Origin of the sequence: Natronorubrum amylolyticum (genome assembly GCF_052040145.1) — an archaeon.
Lineage (GTDB): Archaea > Halobacteriota > Halobacteria > Halobacteriales > Natrialbaceae > Natronorubrum.
Window position 1 is genome coordinate 993301 of sequence record NZ_JBPPFW010000002.1, and the last position, 19108, is coordinate 1012408.

Genomic DNA, 19108 nt, shown 5'->3' on the forward strand with positions numbered 1-19108 from the left:
GACGCGAGACCCACACACCGCCAATGTCGACAGAATCCCAATCCGCGCCCGATCTGAGCGCCCGTTCGATTCTGCAGTCGCTCAACACGGCGTACGCGAACATGGAGATGTCCCTCGAGCGGTATCTCCTGCTCGTGATCGGGCCCGCGTTCGGCTTCTTCGTCGGCGCGGCCGTCGTCGTGGTCGTCCTCGGTCTCCCGCTGTTCGTCGCGCTCCCGGTCGTGTTGCTCGGACTCCTGTTCGTGGTCGTCGCAATCATCTACCCGAAACTCGCGCAGGATCGCAAGCGAAAGCAGGTTCGCCAGCGCTTTCACCTCTTTTTGACCCACATCACCGTTCTCTCGATGACGAATATCAACCGCGTCGAGATCTTTCGAACGCTCGCGGAGGAAGACGAGTACGACGCCCTCGCCGAGGAGATGGGCTATCTCGTCGCACTGGTCGACACCTGGAACATGAGCCTGGACGACGCCTGTCGGCTGCGGGCCAAACAGACCTCGAGTCCGCTCCTGACGGACTTTCTAGAGCGACTCGCGTACACCGTCGGCGGGGGCCAGGGGATCGACGAGTTCCTGATCGAAGAACAGGACACGATCATCCAGCAGTTCGTCACCCGCTACGAGTCGGATCTGGCGAAACTCGACGTGATGAAGGAGCTGTATATGTCGATGATGCTGTCGGTGGCGTTCATCCTCGTGTTCGCCATCGTACTGCCGATCCTGGTCGGAATCAGTCCGACCCTGCTCATCGCCGGGACGATCGCCATGTTCGCGATCGTGCAGGTGGCGTTCGTCTACGCAATTCACGTGGTCTCGCCGTACGACCCGCTCTGGTACATCGAGGAGACGGCCGGACCCGGGCCGCTGTCGCGGATTCCCCGCGCGCTCGTGATCGGGATCGGCTGTAGTCTCGTCCTCGCGGTCGTCGTCCTGCTCGTCCTGCTTGGCCTCCTCCCGATCGCCGCCGATCGGGTTCCGCTGCCGATCATGGCCGCGATTCCCGTGACGCCGTTGCTCCTCCCCGGCTGGCGGATGCGCCAGGAGGAGCGCAAAGTGAAGGTCCGCGACGGCGAGTTCCCCAGTTTCATCCGTGCGCTCGGTGCCGTCGAGAGCGTCAAGCAGACCTCGACGGGGAACGTTCTCGAGAGCCTGCGACGGAAGGACTTCGGCGCGCTGACTGCGAACGTCGACGCGCTCTACAAGCGACTCAACATGCGGATCGACGACATCCGGTCGTGGCGGCTGTTCGCCGCCGAGACCGGCTCCTACCTCATCCAGAAGTTCGGCGACATGTACGTCGTCGGCCGCCAGATGGGTGGCGATCCGAAGGTGCTCGGAAAGGTCATCAGTCAGAACCAGAATCAGGTGCTCAAAGTTCGCGAACAACGTCAGCAGGCGACGACAACGCTGACCGGCGTCCTCTACGGCATCACGGCCGCGAGCGTCTTCGCCTTCTTCATCGGCCTCGAGGTCGTCGAGATCATGATGGAAATCACGACCGAGATGAACCTCGACGGTGGGGGCGACGCCGCAGCGGCGGGGGCCGAGGGGGCGCAGGTGAGCGGCGGCGGCGTCGCGAGCGACTTCTTGCACACCGAGCAGTACAATCTCGGTGCGATCGAGTACCTGCTGATCATTACCGTCCTTATCAACGCGATGCTCTCGTCGATCATGATCCGGATCACCGACCGCGGCCACATGATCAGCAGCCTCGTCCACTTCGTGCTCCTGACCTGGCTCGGTGCGATCATCGCCGTCGTGACGAAGTACGTCGTCAACGCCGTCATCGCCGTCTGATCGAGTTCGGGCGCGGACGCCGCGGTGGCCCGTACTGACGGGCAACTCAGTCCTCGTAATCGGACGAAGCTTCTTGATACTGCCACCACTGTCATCGGTATAGACCGGCCTCCGGCCACCTACCATGTCAGGATCACAACCGTATCTCGAGACGCTCGAACGATCGGCCGGGCGAACCGACGCGACCATCCAGTGGGCCCGATTTCTCGGCGAAACGTTCGGTACCACCGGTGCGCTGAACTGCCTGCGCTACTACGAGGATCTCGGCTGGATCAGCCCCCTCGTCCGCGAGCAGATGACCTCCTACCTGCGCGGACTCTCGCTCGGGGAAATCCACAACAAGCGCTACGACGAACCGACCACGCTCGACTACCCGCTCGAGTCGCTCAGCGGGACGCTCTTCTCCGCTCACGCTCAGAGCCTCGAGTACATCGCGACGATCAGAGGTGACGATCTCGAGGAACACGTCATGATCGCTCGGATGGCTGAACGTCGCGTGGAGCGACGGATCGACGACGAGGAAGAGACGACCGACGGCCCGAACGAGATGGTCAGCATCATTCGCGACGGGCCGTCGGCGTAGTGGACATTCATTTCCATATCGGCCAAAACCCTTATACAATATGCCCCATCTGGCCCGAAAATCAATCATACAGCCACTATTGCTGTTGTGACGTGAGTGAAAACTGTAGAGAATGCGAAATCAGTATCGAGTTGCAAACAATGGTATAAAATACGGTTATTTTATAAATCAATAACTATTGTACTTACAGATCCGACGTATGTTCGACCCCTTGCCATTTAATATCTATGGGTTCCAGAAATTCAATAGTCGTGAGTAGTGGTCGTCTGTCAGCGGTTCGTCGGCAGTGCGTGGTCGACAGGTGCATCGACGGTCCTTCTCACGCACCCCCAACTGGTGATCGTCAATGCGTGAGGATATACCCGATACGGAGTCCGTCTTCGACGAGCTGTCGAGGGCGGCGACTGCAGGCGAGCAGTCGGAATCGTACACTATCTCCTTGGGAACGACCGAGGAGTCGTCCAAGGACGTCGAGCGAGAGCTTGACGAGCTGATGGCGGAAGTAAACGCGGCGCTGCCGACCGAGGGCGTCCAGTTCGACGAGGCGATAATCAAGGAGAATCTCGACGAGATTCTGCTGATGCTCATCGCCCTGCACGAGGAGACCCACGGGAAGGAGCTGCTGTCGGATCTCACTCACCTGTTCGGTGCTCAGCTGAGCCCGGGCACCGTCTATCCGAGTCTACACAATTTGGAGGAGGAGGACGTGCTATCGATGCACGCGAAGGTTCGAACCAAGGAGTACTCGATCGAGGACGAGGAGTACGTCCGCGCGACCGTCGAGCGAACGATGGTCCAGCATCTGGCCTTCGGGCTACTGCTGTACGCGTTCCTGCCGCGCCTGTAGACCGGTCGCTATTTTTATCGAACGTTGCGCCCAGCGACGACCTGAGCCCGAGCCGTATGTTATTGCCCTTCGAGATCCTTCGCGATGTCGCTCAGGCTGTCGCTCGGTGGTTCGTGGGCGTCGTAGTAGACCGTCTCGCCCGGCGCGCGAAGGCCGTAGAGGAACTCGGGTTCGATGACGTCGACCAGCACCGAGCCGCCGGCTGCGACGCCGTGGTCGTCGGCCCAGTCGACCAGTCGGTCCGGCGCGCCGCTCGGATCGCGGGCCTGATCGGGCGTCTCGTAGATGGCGGGAATCGACAGATCGTCGCCCGTCAGCGCCCGTTCGACCCGTCCGAACAGTTCGTCGCCGTCGAGGACGATTCGGACGACCTCGTCGGTCGGGAACGCGTCGCGTTCGTCGGCCGGTACCTCGAGACGGACGCCGGTTGCCGTCTCCGTACACGTCGACCGGACCGTCTGCACTGACGGATGGTCGCTCGAGATTCGGTCTGCCATGCTAAAACGAACAGTCGTGTGGTCGGATTACTCGTCGTCCTCGGCGTCGTCGGCGTCGCCCTCACCGAGCAGCTCGTCGATACCGGTGCTGCCGTGCTCGACAACTGCGGCGTTGATCTGTGCGACGGCGTCGGAGACCTCGCTCCCGCGAACCGTGATGCGGCGGCGTTCGCCGTCACGCGACGGCTTGTAACCCGTCTGGCGTTCCTTCATCAGGACTTCCTGCAGGTTCGCGCCGGCGACGCCCGGGTTGAGCGGTCGGCCGGCGTTGTCCGAGCCACCGGTGATCTCGAGCGTGTAGCCGTCGAGACCGACGGCACCGCCGTCGACTTCCTCGCCGATCGACTTGCCGATGAACCGGTTTGCGTCCTGTTCTTCCGCCTCGAGCTGGTAGGACGACCCGGAGTCGGGGTCGCCAACGACGACAGTGAAACTTGCCATGTGCGACGGAAGACGGCCGTCGCTCAAAAGAACATCGATACGACCTTTCGCGCAACGGTCTGCCCCACTGACGGCAGCGTCGCTGCCCACAGCGCGTCGCCCCTCGGCAAAATCCGCAACAAAACGCTTTGCACGCTGTGCTCTTTCGGACTGAGAGATTCCGACGGAGTCGCTTGCAGTCGGGTAACGTGGCGTGAACGGCTCGCGGGGCCTGCAGTCCCGTAGCGAGGCGCGAGTACGGAAGACGGCTCTCGCGTCGCTCGAGACGCCTATCGGCCGGCTATTTTCACGACGTCGGCGACAGTTCGAATCGGATCACGATCCAGAGCCGGCGGCGCGAATCGCCTCCGTCCCCAGCGTGACGACATCCTCCGGCAGATCGCTCTCGAGCAAGTCCCTCCGCGTATACCACGCCCACGACTCTGCAGCCACCTCGCCGTCCGCGGGCGAGATGTCGCGACTCGAGACCGTCGCGTAGTAGATCAGATCGATGTGCTGGTGGCCGACCCGGCCGTCGTGGACGTTGATATCGTAGAGCATCTGATGGCGCGGCGGGGGTAACGGCCGTCCGGCAGGCGCCTCGATCGGATCCGGCTCGTCGAGCAGCGTCACCTCGTGTCCCGTCTCCTCGCGGACTTCCCGAAGCCCGGCTTCGGCGGGCAGTTCGTCCCGATCGACGTGTCCGCCGGGCGGGATCGTGATCCCGAGTCGGTCGTGCTCGTGGAGGGCGGTCGCCCCGTCGTTGACGATGTAGACGGTCGCTGTAAAGTGGCGCGTCGTTTCCATACCGGCGAGAGAGGCCGGCGTCCCTTCAGGTATTCCATCCGCGGCGAAACTGAAACCGAATTACGGCGACTGCAGCACCGTTCGCATCCGCAGACATTCGAGTCCGACCCCCGGTTCCATTTCGAGGGCGACCGTCTCGACTCCCTCGTACCCCTGCCGTCGGTAGAACTCGATCGCGTTCCGCGAGGCCGTGAGCACGAGCGCCTCGAGGCCCGCGTCGCGTGCGGCCGACTCGAGGTCTTCGAGGATCTCGCAACCGACACCCTCGCGTGCGTGGTCGGGGTGGACGTAGACAGCGCCGACCTCGCCGGTCGAGTCGTCTCGGCCATCGGGATCGCAGTCGAGCACGCCGAAGCCGGCGATTTCGTCGCCGTCCTCGTCCTCGAGTTCGGCCACGACGACGTGGTGGTCGGGGTCCTCGAGCGGATAGCGCTCGGGCGGAACGTTCGAGAGCCACGCTCGGACCTGCCGGTCGTCGTACGCAGCGGGTCCGAGTTCGCGGATCGAGGCCGCGTGGGTGTCGGCGATCGACTCGGCGTCTGCGGACGTCGCTTCGCGGAGCGTCACTTGAGGCTGTGCCATGCGCTGTCGTCGGTCTACTGTAATCGCTCTCCCTGCCGTTCTGGAACGCTTAACGGTATTATAATAACGGCTGGGCGCAGGAGAGTCGCGACTATGGAACACAGCGTACGGCTCGAGCGCTCGCCACCGAGACACCGACGCGAAGGCCAGACGAGACTGAGCGAAGATCCCGGAGGACACAGATGAATCGCATCGGACGGCGCGAGGCCTGTCGGCTCGGGGCGGCGAGCGCGCTCGCGATGACCGGACTCGGAGCCGGAACCGGGACGGTCGTCGGCTCCCCTGAAGCGAGCACCGACGGGCGGATCGTGTTCATCTACGACGATAGCTGGCGCGAGGACTGGACCGACACGTTCCCCGTCCACCGGGACGAAGGCGTTCCCGCCTGCTGTGCGGCCGTCGTCGACTACGTCGACACCTCCTGGGGACTCCTCCCGGAACACCTGCGGGAGATGGAGGCTGAGGGCTGGGAGATCATGTCCCACACCGCCAGTCACGTCGCCGTCGGCAACCTCTATCTCACCGAACCCGCAGAGCCGGACGACGACCGGCTCTCCCTCGACGGCAGCTTCCTCGGCGACCACGACGGCGACGAAATCGTGATCAGCGACGGCGACCGGACCGTCGAGAACGTCATCGCCGGCGGCGACCGCGACGATACCGGGATCTCCCTCGACCTCGCGGAACCGGTCGGCGAGGCCTTCGACGCGGGAACGGCGTTCGCCCGCTTCGCAGACGACCGCATCCGCGAGGAGGTCGTCGGCTCGAAGGAAGCCCTCGAGGAGATGGGCGTCACGGTCGACGGCTTCGTCTCGCCCTTCGGTCGCAGCGACGGACTGGTCGACGACCTCGTCCAGGACCACTACGCCGCGTTCGCGAACCGCGGTGGAAACGGTCTGAACGCGATCGAGGGCCTCGATTCGCACGCACTCGGCCGCTCGAGTATCGACGGACAGTCGGTGAGCGAAGCCGAGATCGAACGCTTCTACGACGACGTCGCCGCGGGCGACTATCTGGGGATCGTGGTCGGCCATAGCCAGTTCGACGAGACGACGCCCGAACGCGTCCGGTTCGCGATTCGAGAGGCGAACGCGCGCAACCTCGAGATCGTGACGCTTCGAGAGGCGCTGAAAGATCTCGACGCCTGGCCGGCAGCCGGCGACGAGAGCACTGAGGGGGCGGTGGACGAAGGAAACGGGACCGAGACGGAGACGACCGCCGACGCCGCCGAATCGGACGGGAACGGATCGCGAGCGAGCGGCGACCGCATCGCGTCCACGGTTCGAGACAACCGGACGCCGATCCTGGCGGGCACCGGCGCAGCCGCGGCCGCCGGCCTCGCGGGAACCGCGCTCTACCGCCGGCTCGAGCGTGAGGACGACGACCGGTTATAAGCGAGGAACGGAGTCGACTGTGAGCGAGGAACGGCGTCGGCTGTGGGTGAAGCCGGGGTTTGACTGGGAACGAAACCCGGATCAGACCACACGGTTGTGGAACGCCTCGTCGCCAGACTCGAGTCGCTCCACATTCTCGCGGACGATCTCGCCGACGTCCCGGAAGTAGTCCCGCGTGTAGGCTGCACAATGGGGCGTGACGATCACTTCGTCCATCTCCCACAGCGGCGACGCCTCGGGCAGCGGCTCCTCCTCGAAGACGTCGAGCGCCGCGCCTTCGATCGAATCCGACTCGAGGGCGTCGACCAACGCCGGTTCGTCCACGACGGACCCGCGGGCCACGTTGACGAAGTAGGCGTCCTCGCGCATGGCGTCGAACGCCTCGGCGTCGAACAGGTGGTGGGTTTCGTCGGTCAGCGGGACCGTGGCGATCACGAACTCGGCGTCGGCGACGGCCTCGAGCAGGTCGTCGTTCGCGTAGATTGCCTCGAATCCGGGCACGGGATCGCCCGACCGACGGACGCCGATGACGCGAACGCCGAGCGCGCCGAGCGTCTCCGCGACGCCGCGACCTAGGGTTCCGGTGCCGACGATGCAGGCGGTTTTTCCGGGCAGCGTGAACGCCTCGTCCCACTCGGGGCGCTCCCACCGGCGCTCCTGTTGGTTTGCGACGTGGTCGTGGAGCCGTCGCGAGAATGCGAGCAGGTAGCCCGCGACCGTCTCGCCGACCGTGCGGTCGTGGATCCCCGTGCTGTTCGTGAGGAGCACGTCCGCGGCCTTGAGGTCGTCGAACGGAAACCGGTCGACGCCAGCCTGAATGGAGTGGATCCAGTCGAGGTCGAGGAACGCCTCGCGGTACTCGAGGGTGACGACCGCGTCGCAGTCGGCGATTTCGTCGTCGCCGATCACGTCGACGGCGACCGGGAGGTCGGAGAGGTAGTCCGCGAGTTCCGACGGCGGAAACACCGCGTCGACCGAGTCGTGGACGCCGAGTCGCTCGAGTTCGAAGTGCATGGGTGTGGGTACGGACGAACTCGAGTTGAACCTTTCCAGAGACGACTCGCCGTCGGCATCGTTGCTGGAATCTGCATTGGACAGCTGAGAGTGTTCATTCGGTGAGCATAGTGAGCGGTACTCTTTCAATCAGCTAGTTGCTGTCTTCTCTATCCTCTCGTCACAGATACTGTCTCGAAAGCCCGCAGCGGGCTCGCGGCCGCTGCGGTGGATATCCTCACTGCGTTCGGATAGCGCCACCGCAGCGACGCTCTTTCAGCGCGAGCCCGCTTCGCCCTTTCAGTCCGCCAGGATCGCCCATACCCCTGCCCTTCCCCGGTTCGCGCGGCTCTCGCAACGCTCGAGCCGCACTCCCGGCCACGTGGCGCGCGCTGACGGTGCGCCCGAGCACTTGCGAGGGTGCAGCCGACGACATCGTGCGAGGGGCGAGTGAGCGAGCGTGCGAGCGAACGAGTCGGCTGGGGAGGACGAGGCCGCGGGTGGGACTGAAAGGGGCCGATGCGCTCGATCCGTCCCCGACGAAGAAAGCACGCGAGCGAAGCGAGCGCGCGCAGCGAGTCGGGGACGGGCGAGCGCACTGGGGGCTTTCGAGGTCGTCGTGTTTCCTATCTAGGATCCGACAGTAATTGAAATTAAACACCAGGACAAACCAACCGATACCGACTTCGTCTGTACTGACGATCGATCCGCGAAGTCGGTCAACTATTGGAACCACTGAGAGGACGGTTCAGAGACAGTGCCGTCGCTGGGAACTTCGAAAGGGCGGCTCAGGAAAAATCCTCGTCACAAGGGGCTCGGAGGGGGTAACATATCGTCACTGCCGCCGACTTCGAGTACACACTCGAGGGGTTTCCGTCTATCGCTTCGGTCTACCGGTCGCGCCAGTCCTCGAGCCCTCGCAATTCCTCGACGACGGACCCAACGTCGTCGACGGCCTCGCGGGTCGAAGACCCGCTCGCCTGGTCCGAGGCGCAAAGCGCCTCGCCTGCCTCGAGCGCCCCACACTCAGTCACGATCTCGTCCACGCAGTCCGCGGGCGTCACGTCAAACGTCGGATTCACCACGTCGAGCGACGCGTCGCCGTCGTAGACGGCGGATCGGGAGCCTGATTCGAGGTTCACCTCCTCGCGCGTCGAGAGCTTGTCCGTCGCGGCGACGACCGTCACCGGAATCCCCTCGTGGACGGCCGCGAGCGCCAGCGCTCGCGTTCCGGTCTTGTTCACCACGGAGCCGTCCTGAAGCACCGTATCCGCACCCACGACGACCCGATCGACGGCCTCCTGCGAGCAAACGTGCGCGGCGGCCGCGTCGGTGTGAACGGTGACGGGACAGTCGATTGCGTCATCTTCGACCAGCGCCTCCGCCACGTCGATCCCCTCCCGCGCCGGCCGGGATTCGGCGACGAAAACCCGCGACGGATCGCCCCCGCGGAGCGCCTCGAGGACGGTTCCCGACCGCGAGAGCGTCGCGACGGTGCCGTCAATACGCTCGCCTGCGGCCGCCGCGGCGTCGGTGTCGGCGGCGACCGCGCGCTCGATTCCGGCGATCGTGGACTCGAGGACGGCCGGTGCGCCGGAAACCGACTCCTCGTCAGGTGTGGCCTCCACTGCCTCGCTCATCGCCCTGTTGACCCGGTTTCGGAGGACCGCCATCGAAGGGCGAGCCTCGAGCAGCCGACCGGCGAGTTCGGCGAGTTCGTCCCACTCGCCGTCGGGATCCGTCCCGAACTCCTCGCGCTCCGCCACCAGCAACCCCGCCCGATCGCGCACCACCTCGAGCGCCCGGATCGACAGGGACGCCGCGCCGTGCTCGTCGTCGGCCGCGATCGACCGCACGGTCGGCGCGACGCGCTCGTAGGCCGTCCAGAGTTCGGGCACGGTCTCGCGATCGTCGTCCGGATCGATAGCAGCCGTGGGTGACACCCACTCGAGGGCGTCGTGTTCCTCGCTCAGTTCGATCTCCCGAGAGTCGGCGTCGAACAGATACGGGTGGACGACCCACTCGCGCTCGAGGACCGGATCCGCGAACTCGACCGGGCGGCCCGAGCGAACGAGCGAGACGGATTCACCGGGCTCGAGACCGGTCTCCTCGCGGATCTCCGCGCGAACCTGTTCGTCAGGGTCGTCCTCGGCGAAGCCGGAGACGCCGCCCCATCGGCCCTGATAGGTGCCGACGGCGTCGCTGCGGCACAGGAGGAGAATGTCGCCCCGGTGTCTGAGAAAGGCGGTGACGACGTGCGTTCCATCGGAAGCGTCGGCGCACATACCCGTCCCGACGGGGGCCGGAGTGGTGTCGCTTTCGACAGCGACTCGCCGTCCCGGTTGGTCGCCCTCACGGTCGAACGCGTCACTCGAGGCCGGCAGCGTCTCCCGTCACGATCTCGAGTACGTGAGACAGGCCGCAGGGATCGTCCGCTGACGAACGGTTTTCCGCGTTGGGACAACGGTTTTCGGCGTCGGGACAACGGTTTTCCGCGTTGGGACAACGGTTTTCCGCGTTGGGACAACGGTTTTCGGCGTCGGGACAACGGTTTTCGGCGTCGGGACAACGGTTTGGGAGAGACGAACAGTTTTCGAGACGGGGCAACAAACGGACGCTATGACCCGTATCGCGATCGTTTCCGACACGCACGTCCCGACTCGAGAGTCGGACATTCCCGACTGGGTCGTCGCCGAGATCGAGCGGGCCGACCACACCATCCACGCCGGCGATTTCGAATCGATCGGGGCCTACGAGCGGATGATCGACCTCACGAACGGCGAACTGACCGCCGTTCTCGGCAACGTGGATCCGGCGACACTCGACGTGCCGCGGACGGCCACCCTCGAGGTCGACGGCGTGACGTTCGTCGTCACTCACGGCGACGGCTCGTCGGGCAGCTGGCGCGAACGAGTCGTCGGGACAGTCCGCGAGAAAGCGGACGCGGACGCCGATACGACGCTCGTCGCCGTCGCCGGCCACACTCACCAGGTCGTCGATACGACCGACACGTTCGACGACCCCCACGGAGCCGACGACGAGGGTCAACCCGCCAGTCGCGTCCGGCTGCTGAACCCGGGGAGCGCCACCGGCGCCGCACCCACGACGTTCGAGACGATGTTCGTCGCGACCGTCGACGACGGAACCCTCTCGGTCGAGCATCGAACCGGATAGATCGACCCGTCTCAGAGAACGCGAGTTGGGCCCTCGGTCGCAGGCGGTGAACGAACGATACATTGTCGGCAGCACATTCACTGATGTCGTCCTCTCGACCGACGAGCGACGACCGACTCGAGGCCGCGAACCTGACTCCAGTCGGACACGTGCCGTGAACTATACCCGTCTCGCGTTCGACGAGGACACATGACTCAGCGCGTCACGGTCTCGCTCGACGACGACTCGCAAGCGGCACTCGAGACGCTCCTCGCCGAGACCGGCAACGGACAGAGCGAGATCGTTCGCCGATCGCTCGCTTTCTACGCGGCGAACTTCGAGGCGGCGAGCGCCTCGCCGAGCGACAACTTAGAACAGTACTATCAGATGCTCACCTCGGGCGAGCACGTCCTGCTTGACGTCGATTTTCTCCACGCCTTTCTCGAGCACTGTTACGCCGGCGGCGACCCCGATCCGGCGTTCGTCGACGCGGCCGACAGGGTCTCGGACTACCACGCTCGCGAGTACGCCCAGCGGTTCGACAGCGTCGGCGAAGTCCTCGAGTGGCTCTCGTTCTGTGGCTTCCTGGATGTCCGCAGCGAGGAGGACGACGTCTACCACATCGTCTTCCCCTCGGAGGCGATCCGCTGGTTCATGACGCGCTTTCTCGAGCGCAGCACGGTCGATCTGCCGACGGAGATCGAGATCGAGCAAGGTGTCTCGAAGGTGATCGTGACCGAACGCTCGAGTAGCTGATTCCACGCTCGGAGAACGGATTCGTCGACGAACGACTGACGTTCATACAATTTCATACGTCGAACATCACCCGTACGGGAATACTCGAGTCCGTGTGTTCGGTTCTTAACAACCCTTTTGTGGTCTTCGGAGAGGGATGTATGTGGACATACATCATGGGTGTTGTAGATAGATTGAAGGCGATCGGACCGGGCGCACTCGTTGCCGCGGCGTTCGTCGGACCGGGAACCGTCACGACGGCGAGTGTCATCGGGGCAGAGTACGCGTACCTGCTCGTGTGGACGATCGCGTTCTCGATCCTGGCGACCATCGTGCTCCAGGAGATGAGCGCGCGACTGGGACTGATCTCGAAGGAAGGACTGGGCGAGGCGTTCCGCGACGAGTTCTCGAACCCGATCGCGAAGGGGGTGACCGTCGCGCTCGTCGTGAGCGCGATCGGAATCGGGACGGCGGCGTTCCAGACGGGGAACATCGTCGGCGGCGCGGCCGGCCTCGCGACGATCACTGGCGTTAGCGAGAACATCTGGGGGCCGCTCATCGGACTGGTCGCCGCCGCCTTGCTGTGGTCGGGCAGCTACAAACTGATCGAGCGGGTCTTCATCGGACTCGTCGTCATCATGGGACTCGCGTTCGTGCTCAACGCGATCATCGTTCGGCCCGACATCACCGCCCTCGGCGGCGGTCTCGTGCCGACGGTTCCCGAAGGGTCGGCGTACCTGATCGCCGGACTCGTCGGCACCACCGTCGTCGGCTACAACCTGTTCCTGCACGCGAGCACCGTCCAAGAGCGTTGGAGCGGCCCCGACGACCTCGCGGAGTGTCGCACCGACACGATCGGCATGATCATCGTCGGCGGGCTCATCACGACCTCGATCGTCGTCACGGCCGCCGCGGTGTTCCCCGAGGGCACCCAGATCGCCGACGTCGGCGAGATGGCCGACCAGCTCGAGCCCGTCTTCGGCGGCTACGCGCTGACGTTCTTCGCGATCGGCCTCTTCGCGGCCGGCTTTACGAGCGCGATGAGCGCTCCCCTCGCGGGAGCGTACGCGACTGCGGGGGCTCTCGGCTGGGAGCGCGACCTGAAATCGACGCGGTTCCGGGCGATCTGGATGACGATCCTCGGCGTCGGCATCGTCTTCTCGGCGCTGGACTACAACCCCGTCGAGGTCATCGTCTTCGCGCAGGTCGCCAACGGGCTCCTCCTGCCGATCCTCGCCGTCTTCCTCATCTACGCGATGAACAACGACGACCTGCTCGGCGAACACACGAACACGACCCTCCAGAACGTCCTCGGCGGCTTCATCACGCTCGTCGTGGTCGGAATCGGTCTGCAGACGCTCTACGACGTCGTGGTCGTCGGCGACGGCCTCGAGGTATTATTCGGCTTCCTGCCGTTCTAACGACTACTGACTATACCGCTCTCCACTAATGAACGAGACAGACGCACGAGACGAACGCATAGAGACGCCAGACGAACACACGGAAACGCCAGACGAACAGATAAACGCGAACCGAACTGAGAGACGGGCGACGCCCGAGACGGACGACACCAGAATCGGGGTCGACGTCGGCGGCACCTTCACCGACGTCGCGCTGACCGTCGACGACCGCCTCGTTACCGCGAAGGTGCCGACGACCGATCCCCAACAGCTCGGCGTGCTCGAGGGCATCCGAAAGGCCTGCGAGCGAGCGAGCATCGATCCCGGCGAAATCGACGCCTTCGCCCACGCGATGACCGTCTCGGTCAACGCCCTCCTCGAGCGCGGCGGCGCGGAGACCGCGCTCGTCACGACCGAGGGGTTCCGGGACGTCCTCGAGATCGGCCGCCAGAACCGGCCGGATCTGTACGACCTCGAGGCCGAGAAGCCGGATCCGCTCGTCCCCCGCCAGCGACGGTACGAGGTCGCGGAGCGGACGACGACCGATGGCGTCGAGCAACCGGTCGATCCCGACGAGATCCGCGACCTCGCAGCGAGCCTGCGTGAGTCGAGCGTCGAGGCCGTCGCCGTCTGTCTCCTGCACGCCTACGCCGACTCGAAGAACGAACGGGTCGTCACCGAGATCCTGCGCGAGGAACTCGCGGTCCCGGTCTCGGCCTCCCACGAGGTGCTCGCGGAGTTCCGGGAGTTCGAGCGGACGTCGACGACGGCCGTCGACGCCTACGTTCGGCCGGCGATCGACCGCTACGTCGGTCGACTGGTCGACGAAGCCGAGGACGCCGGAATCCCGGCACCGCGGATCATGCAGGCCAACGGCGGCATCGCGGATCCCGAAACCGTTCGCGAACACGCCGTGACGACGACGCTGTCGGGTCCCGCTGCGGGTGTTGTCGGTGCCGCTGCAACCGTCGACGACGCCGACGTCGAGGGGCTGGTCACCTTCGACATGGGCGGCACCTCGAGCGACGTGAGCCTCGTCCGGGACGGACAGGCCGAGCGGACGACCGACGCCGAAATCGCCGGGCTCCCGATCCGGACGCCGATGGTTGACGTGAACACCGTCGGCGCCGGCGGCGGGTCGATCGCGTGGGTCGATTCGGGGGGTGCGCTGCGCGTCGGCCCCCGTTCCTCGGGCGCAGAGCCCGGCCCCGCCTGCTACGGCCGCGGCGGCACCGAGCCGACGGTCACCGACGCCAACGTCGTCCTCGGCTACATCGGTCCCGAGACCGCACTGGGCGGCGAGATGACCCTCGACGTCGAGGCCGCTCACGACGCGCTCGAGCGACTCGCGGACGAGGCCGGCCTCGAGAGCGCGCTCGAGGCCGCGCGAGGCGTCTATCGCGTGGCGAACGCGACGATGACGCGGACGATCCGTGCGGTGACGGTCGAGCGGGGCCACGATCCCCGCGAATTTGCGGTCGTCGCCTTCGGCGGTGCGGGACCGATGCACGCCGCCGCGCTGGCCGACTCGCTCGAGGTGGATCGGGTCGTCGTCCCGCGGCCGGGTGGCGTTCTCTCGGCGTTCGGCCTGCTCGCGGCCGACGAGAGCTACGACGCGGTTCGAACCGTCGGAGTGCCTCTCGAGAGCGCGGAGCCGGCCGACCTCGAGTCCGTCTACGACGACCTCGTCGCGGACGTGCTCGCGGACGCGTCGGATCGAGACGCCGCGGAGGTCGAACGCGCCGCGGACTGCCGTTACGCGGGTCAGAGCTTCGAACTGACCGTTCCCGTCGACGAGTCGTTCGACGCAGATGCCGTAGCCGAGCGCTTCCACGCATCCCACGAGCAAGCCTACGGCTACGCGATGGACGAATCGCTCGAGGTCGTCAACCTCCGCGCGACGGCGACGGTTCCGGGAACGGAGCCGACCGTCCGCCACGAGGGGACGGGAGATGCTCGTCTCGGCTCCCGAGACGCACACTTCCCCGGAACCGGCGTCGAGCCCCGAGAGACGACCGTCTACGATCGGGATCGACTCGCGTCGGGCGCGACGATTTCCGGGCCGGCGATCCTCGAACAGGCCGAGAGCACGACCGTCGTCCCACCGAACTGGGGCGGCGAAATCCTCGCGGACGGCACGTTGGTGATGAGTCGAGCGGCGGACGAAACGGAGGTGAGCGAGCGATGACGAGAGAGACCGACGCCGAAAGCGATTCCGACGACAGTATCGATCCGGTCACCCTCGAGGTGCTGCGAAACCAACTCGAGAGCGTCGCCGAAGAGATGGGCCAGACGCTGATCCGCGGGGCCTACTCGCCGAACATCAAGGAGCGCCGGGACTGTTCGACGGCCCTGTTCGACGCTGAGGGCCGGATGATCGCCCAGGCCGAGCACATCCCGGTCCACCTCGGCGCGATGCCTGCAGCCGTCGACGCGGTGCTCGAGTACGATCCGAAGCCGGGCGACGTCTTCGTGCTCAACGACCCGTTCACGGGCGGGACGCATCTACCCGACGTGACGATGGTGTCGCCGATCGCACCCGAAAGAGAAGGGGAAGAGACAGCCGAAATCGTCGGCTTCGCCGTCTCTCGAGCCCACCACGCCGACGTCGGCGGGATGACCCCCGGCAGCATGCCCGCCGGGGCACAGGAGATCTACCAGGAGGGGCTTCGACTCCCGCCGACCCGACTCGTCGAGGGTGGCGAGCGCCGCGAGGACGTCCAGTCGCTGATCCTCGCGAACGTCCGTAACCCGACCGAGCGACGGGCCGATTTGCGCGCGCAACTGGCGGCGAACGAACGCGCTGAAACGCGGCTCGCGGCGCTCTTCGACGAGCACGGACGGGAGACGGTTCTCGCCGGATTCGACGCCGTCATCGACTACTCGCGCGAGCGGATCGCCGAGGAGATCGCCGCGCTCCCCGACGGCACCTACGAGGCGACCGACCTCCTCGAGGGCGACGGCATCACCGACGAAGACATCGAAATCCGCGTCTCGGTGACGGTCGACGGCGACGCGATCGACGTCGACTTCTCGGGGACCGCGGGCCAACTCGAGGGGAATCTCAACGCCCCTATCGCGGTCGCAAAGAGCGCGGTCTACTTCGTCGTGCGCTGTATCACCGACCCCGAGATCCCGCCGAATCACGGCTGCTACGAGCCGGTGAGCGTCCACGCGCCCGAGGGATCGCTGTTGAATCCGAACCCTCCCGCCGCCGTGGTCGGCGGCAACGTCGAAACCAGCCAGCGCGTCACCGACGTCGTCTTCACCGCGCTCGCGGGGGCCGCACCCGAGCGCGTGCCCGCCCAGGGCCAGGGGACGATGAACAACCTGACCATCGGCGCGCGCGACGGCTCGTTCACCTACTACGAGACCATCGGCGGCGGCTTCGGCGCTCGAGCGGATCGCGACGGCATGGACGGCGTGCAGGTTGGTATGACGAACACGCTGAACACGCCCATCGAGTCCCTCGAGACCGAGTACCCGCTCCGTGTCGAACGCTACGCGTTGCGTCCGGGTAGCGGCGGCCGCGGGCGGTTCCGAGGTGGACTGGGACTCGAGCGTACCGTCACCGTCGAGGCGGACGCGACGGTGTCGCTGCTGACCGAACGGCGTCGTCACGCGCCGAAGGGCGTCGCCGGCGGCGAGAACGGTGCCACCGGCGAGAACCTGATCGACGGCGAGTCGGTGCCCGCGAAGACGACCGTCGACGTCGAAGCGGGGACGACGGTGTCCGTCAGAACGCCCGGCGGGGGCGGACACGGCGAGCCGAGCGAGCGCGACGAGGCGGCGCTCGCTGACGACCGATCGGCCGGGAAGCGAACTGATACGGACGAGGAAGCGAAGGGAGGGGTGGCCGATCGATGAACACCGACGCCGACGACGTTCGCGGCCGGCTCGGGCTGATCGTCCCCTCCTCGAACACCACGGCCGAACCGGAGTTCCGCCGGTGGCTTCCCGACGAGATCACCGTCCACGGCGCCCGAATGGCGCTCGAGTCGGTGACCGTCGACGCGTTAGACGCGATGAGCGACGACGCGGCGCGGGCGGCCGAACTGCTGGGCCACGCCGACGTCGACGCGGTCGCCTACGCCTGCACCACCGGCAGCCTGCTCCACGGACCCGGGTTCGACGCCGAACTCGAGGAGCGATTGCGGGAGGCGGCCGACGCACCCGCCGTCGCGACGGCCCGCTCGGTGGTACGCGCACTCGAGGCGCTCGACGCCGAACGGGTCGCAGTCGTCACGCCCTACACCGCCGACCTCGACGCGAAGGAGCGCGACTTTCTCGAGGCGGCGGGGGTCGAGGTCGCATCGATCGACGGCTGGGGGCTCGAGTCGAACACGGCGATCGGCGCGCTTGACGCCGACGACGCGTCTCAACAGGTGCTCGACAGCGTCGACGGGGTCGACGACCTCGACGCCGTCTTCGTCTCCTGTACGAACTACCGGTCGCTGGCCGCCGTCGATCCGCTCGAGGCGAAACTGGGGGTGCCGGTGATCACCAGCAACGGCGCGACGCTGTGGGACGTCTGTGGCGTCGCCGGACTCGAGGTCGATCCTGACGGGCCGGGCGCGCTGTTCGACCACGACCGGGCGTGAGCGGCGGTCGACGGTCGTTCGGCTCGAGGAGCGAGTGATCGGTGCGATCGGTATCGATACCTAGCGGAAATCGTACTGGGCTGGCAAACTCGTGAACGAATCGGAAGCGAGATCGGTGTTAGCGCACTCAATGTTGTTCCCGCAGGGTGGGAAGATGGGTATTCGTTCAAAGGTATCTCCTGCGTTGTATCGAGTATACGGAGGAACCCGATCATGTCCACTACCACCAAAAACGAACTCGAAAGCCGCTATGCGGGAATCAAACTCGAGGGCCAGCCACACGCGCTGTCGGCGTGGTTCGTCGTCGCCCTGCGATTCCTGCTGGGCGGCATGATACTGTTCGCCGGCCTCGGTAAACTGGCGTTCGTCAGCGGCGAGCCGTTCGACGCGAGCGGCTTCCTCGTCCACGGCGTCGATCCGGCCAGCCCCGTCAGCGGGCTCTACGCCGCGATGGCCGAAAGCGCCCTGCTACTGGACGTCATCAACGTCGTGATCCCGGCCACGCAGGTCCTGATCGGTGTCGCGCTGATCTTCGGCGGCCTGCTCCGGCTGGCCGCCCTCGGCGGCGCGCTGCAGATGTTCGCCTTCTACCTCGGCGGGTGGGAAGGCCAGTGGCTCGCGCTGTTCGACTCGACGCTGATCTACGCCGTCCTGTTCCTGGCCCTCGCGGCCTTCGGAGCCGGACGGATCCTCGGCGCGGACCGCTACCTCGAGAACCTGCGAGTCGGCGGCCAGACCCTGGTCGAGAAGTACCCGAAACTCCGGTACGTCCTCGGCTAACGCGGCTGCGAACACCGACTCCACTTCTTGTCGTTTTTCTCGTTTCCCGCATCATACGACGGATTCCCCCAGAGCATACTCCTCGAGCACCGTCCCATTCGCTAGGGCAGAGTATCGTATCTCGAGTGGGATCCGAAGTCCTCAATCTATTTACACCATAGCTGTCGATTGGTTGTATGAAAGCGTTCGAGCCGGAACCAACACAGTCGCCTGCGGAGATTGCGAACTGGGTCTTCACTCGATCGGTGTTGATTCTCGTGTTCACCTACTTCGGAGCGATATATGCTGTCGACTTATTTGCGCCGCTCGGTACCGCCGCTGGCGTCGTCGTCGGAACCTACGGACTGTGGTTCTCGTATCAGGTGCTGTTTCGGGGAATCGATGCCTTTCTCGAGGGGAAAGCGGCCGGACTCGAGGATGAATCAGCTTCCTGAGTGTCGGCTGTTTCGAGGTCTCGACTGCCAGTCGGCGGCCAGACGCTGGTCGAGGGGTGTCGAAACCCCGACACATCCCCAACGAA

At 65.5% G+C, this 19108-nt stretch carries 18 protein-coding genes; 12 read left to right on the forward strand and 6 right to left on the reverse strand.

The features are described 5' to 3' along the window. Window positions 1–23: 23 nt before the first annotated feature. From arlJ to ACSFDB_RS11125, 3 genes are all read left to right on the forward strand, one after another. Window positions 24–1796, forward strand: a complete 1773-nt coding sequence (arlJ, locus tag ACSFDB_RS11115) for an archaellar assembly protein ArlJ/FlaJ (protein WP_440771047.1) — start codon at window positions 24–26, stop codon at window positions 1794–1796. 124 nt (window positions 1797–1920) lie between these two features. Beyond that, the gene (locus ACSFDB_RS11120; RefSeq protein WP_440771048.1) at window positions 1921–2379 is read left to right on the forward strand and encodes a FlaD/FlaE family flagellar protein; all 459 of its coding nucleotides are present in this window, start codon (window positions 1921–1923) and stop codon (window positions 2377–2379) included. A gap of 346 nt (window positions 2380–2725) precedes the next feature. Next, the gene (locus ACSFDB_RS11125; RefSeq protein WP_440771049.1) at window positions 2726–3226 is read left to right on the forward strand and encodes a helix-turn-helix transcriptional regulator; all 501 of its coding nucleotides are present in this window, start codon (window positions 2726–2728) and stop codon (window positions 3224–3226) included. A 59-nt stretch (window positions 3227–3285) separates the two neighbouring features. Here the strand turns inward: ACSFDB_RS11125 and ACSFDB_RS11130 are convergent, their stop codons facing one another. The 4 genes from ACSFDB_RS11130 to ACSFDB_RS11145 form a co-directional block, all read right to left on the reverse strand. Next, window positions 3286–3723 carry a DUF7112 family protein gene (locus ACSFDB_RS11130; protein ID WP_440771050.1) on the reverse strand — a complete coding sequence of 146 codons (438 nt, stop codon included), beginning with the start codon at window positions 3721–3723 and terminating at the stop codon, window positions 3286–3288. A 27-nt stretch (window positions 3724–3750) separates the two neighbouring features. Beyond that, window positions 3751–4164, reverse strand: coding sequence for a 30S ribosomal protein S6e (locus tag ACSFDB_RS11135; protein ID WP_440771051.1), 414 nt, complete (start codon window positions 4162–4164; stop codon window positions 3751–3753). A gap of 315 nt (window positions 4165–4479) precedes the next feature. Continuing rightward, window positions 4480–4950, reverse strand: a complete 471-nt coding sequence (locus tag ACSFDB_RS11140; protein WP_440771052.1) for an NUDIX hydrolase — start codon at window positions 4948–4950, stop codon at window positions 4480–4482. A 60-nt stretch (window positions 4951–5010) separates the two neighbouring features. Then, a complete protein-coding gene (locus ACSFDB_RS11145; RefSeq protein ID WP_440771053.1) occupies window positions 5011–5532 on the reverse strand; it encodes a GNAT family N-acetyltransferase in 522 nt (173 codons plus the stop codon). A gap of 182 nt (window positions 5533–5714) precedes the next feature. On the opposite strand from ACSFDB_RS11145, the gene ACSFDB_RS11150 reads away from it, so the two are divergent. Next, window positions 5715–6926: a polysaccharide deacetylase family protein gene (locus ACSFDB_RS11150; protein WP_440771054.1), complete on the forward strand. Its 1212-nt coding sequence runs from the start codon at window positions 5715–5717 to the stop codon at window positions 6924–6926. 81 nt (window positions 6927–7007) lie between these two features. Here ACSFDB_RS11150 and ddh read toward each other — a convergent pair whose 3' ends face one another. Then, window positions 7008–7940 carry a D-2-hydroxyacid dehydrogenase gene (ddh, locus tag ACSFDB_RS11155; protein WP_440771055.1) on the reverse strand — a complete coding sequence of 311 codons (933 nt, stop codon included), beginning with the start codon at window positions 7938–7940 and terminating at the stop codon, window positions 7008–7010. Between the two features lie 869 nt (window positions 7941–8809). Further along, window positions 8810–10204 (reverse strand): eIF2B alpha/beta/delta subunit family protein, encoded by a 1395-nt coding sequence (locus ACSFDB_RS11160; protein ID WP_440771056.1) that lies wholly within the window; start codon window positions 10202–10204, stop codon window positions 8810–8812. Between the two features lie 334 nt (window positions 10205–10538). Between ACSFDB_RS11160 and ACSFDB_RS11165 the strand changes: the two genes are divergently transcribed. The 8 genes from ACSFDB_RS11165 (at window position 10539) to ACSFDB_RS11200 (ending at window position 19022) form a co-directional block, all read left to right on the forward strand. Continuing rightward, entirely contained in the window at window positions 10539–11093 is a 555-nt protein-coding gene (locus ACSFDB_RS11165; protein WP_440771057.1) for a metallophosphoesterase family protein, read from the forward strand. Between the two features lie 189 nt (window positions 11094–11282). Then, complete coding sequence (locus tag ACSFDB_RS11170) at window positions 11283–11828, forward strand: ribbon-helix-helix protein, CopG family (protein WP_440771058.1); 546 nt, start codon at window positions 11283–11285, stop codon at window positions 11826–11828. A gap of 155 nt (window positions 11829–11983) precedes the next feature. Then, the gene (locus ACSFDB_RS11175; RefSeq protein WP_440771105.1) at window positions 11984–13228 is read left to right on the forward strand and encodes an Nramp family divalent metal transporter; all 1245 of its coding nucleotides are present in this window, start codon (window positions 11984–11986) and stop codon (window positions 13226–13228) included. 28 nt (window positions 13229–13256) lie between these two features. After that, on the forward strand, window positions 13257–15395 hold the full coding sequence (locus ACSFDB_RS11180; protein ID WP_440771059.1) for a hydantoinase/oxoprolinase family protein: 2139 nt from the start codon (window positions 13257–13259) through the stop codon (window positions 15393–15395). After that, window positions 15392–17074 (forward strand): hydantoinase B/oxoprolinase family protein, encoded by a 1683-nt coding sequence (locus ACSFDB_RS11185; RefSeq protein WP_440771060.1) that lies wholly within the window; start codon window positions 15392–15394, stop codon window positions 17072–17074. The genes ACSFDB_RS11180 and ACSFDB_RS11185 overlap by 4 nt, the downstream gene beginning before the upstream one ends. After that, window positions 17071–17808: a maleate cis-trans isomerase family protein gene (locus tag ACSFDB_RS11190; RefSeq protein ID WP_440771061.1), complete on the forward strand. Its 738-nt coding sequence runs from the start codon at window positions 17071–17073 to the stop codon at window positions 17806–17808. Before ACSFDB_RS11185 ends, ACSFDB_RS11190 begins: the two co-directional genes overlap by 4 nt. Before the next feature lie 213 nt (window positions 17809–18021). Continuing rightward, window positions 18022–18588, forward strand: coding sequence for a DoxX family protein (locus ACSFDB_RS11195; RefSeq protein ID WP_440771062.1), 567 nt, complete (start codon window positions 18022–18024; stop codon window positions 18586–18588). Between the two features lie 176 nt (window positions 18589–18764). Then, window positions 18765–19022, forward strand: coding sequence for an ABC transporter permease (locus tag ACSFDB_RS11200; RefSeq protein WP_440771063.1), 258 nt, complete (start codon window positions 18765–18767; stop codon window positions 19020–19022). The last annotated feature ends 86 nt before the right edge of the window (window positions 19023–19108 follow it).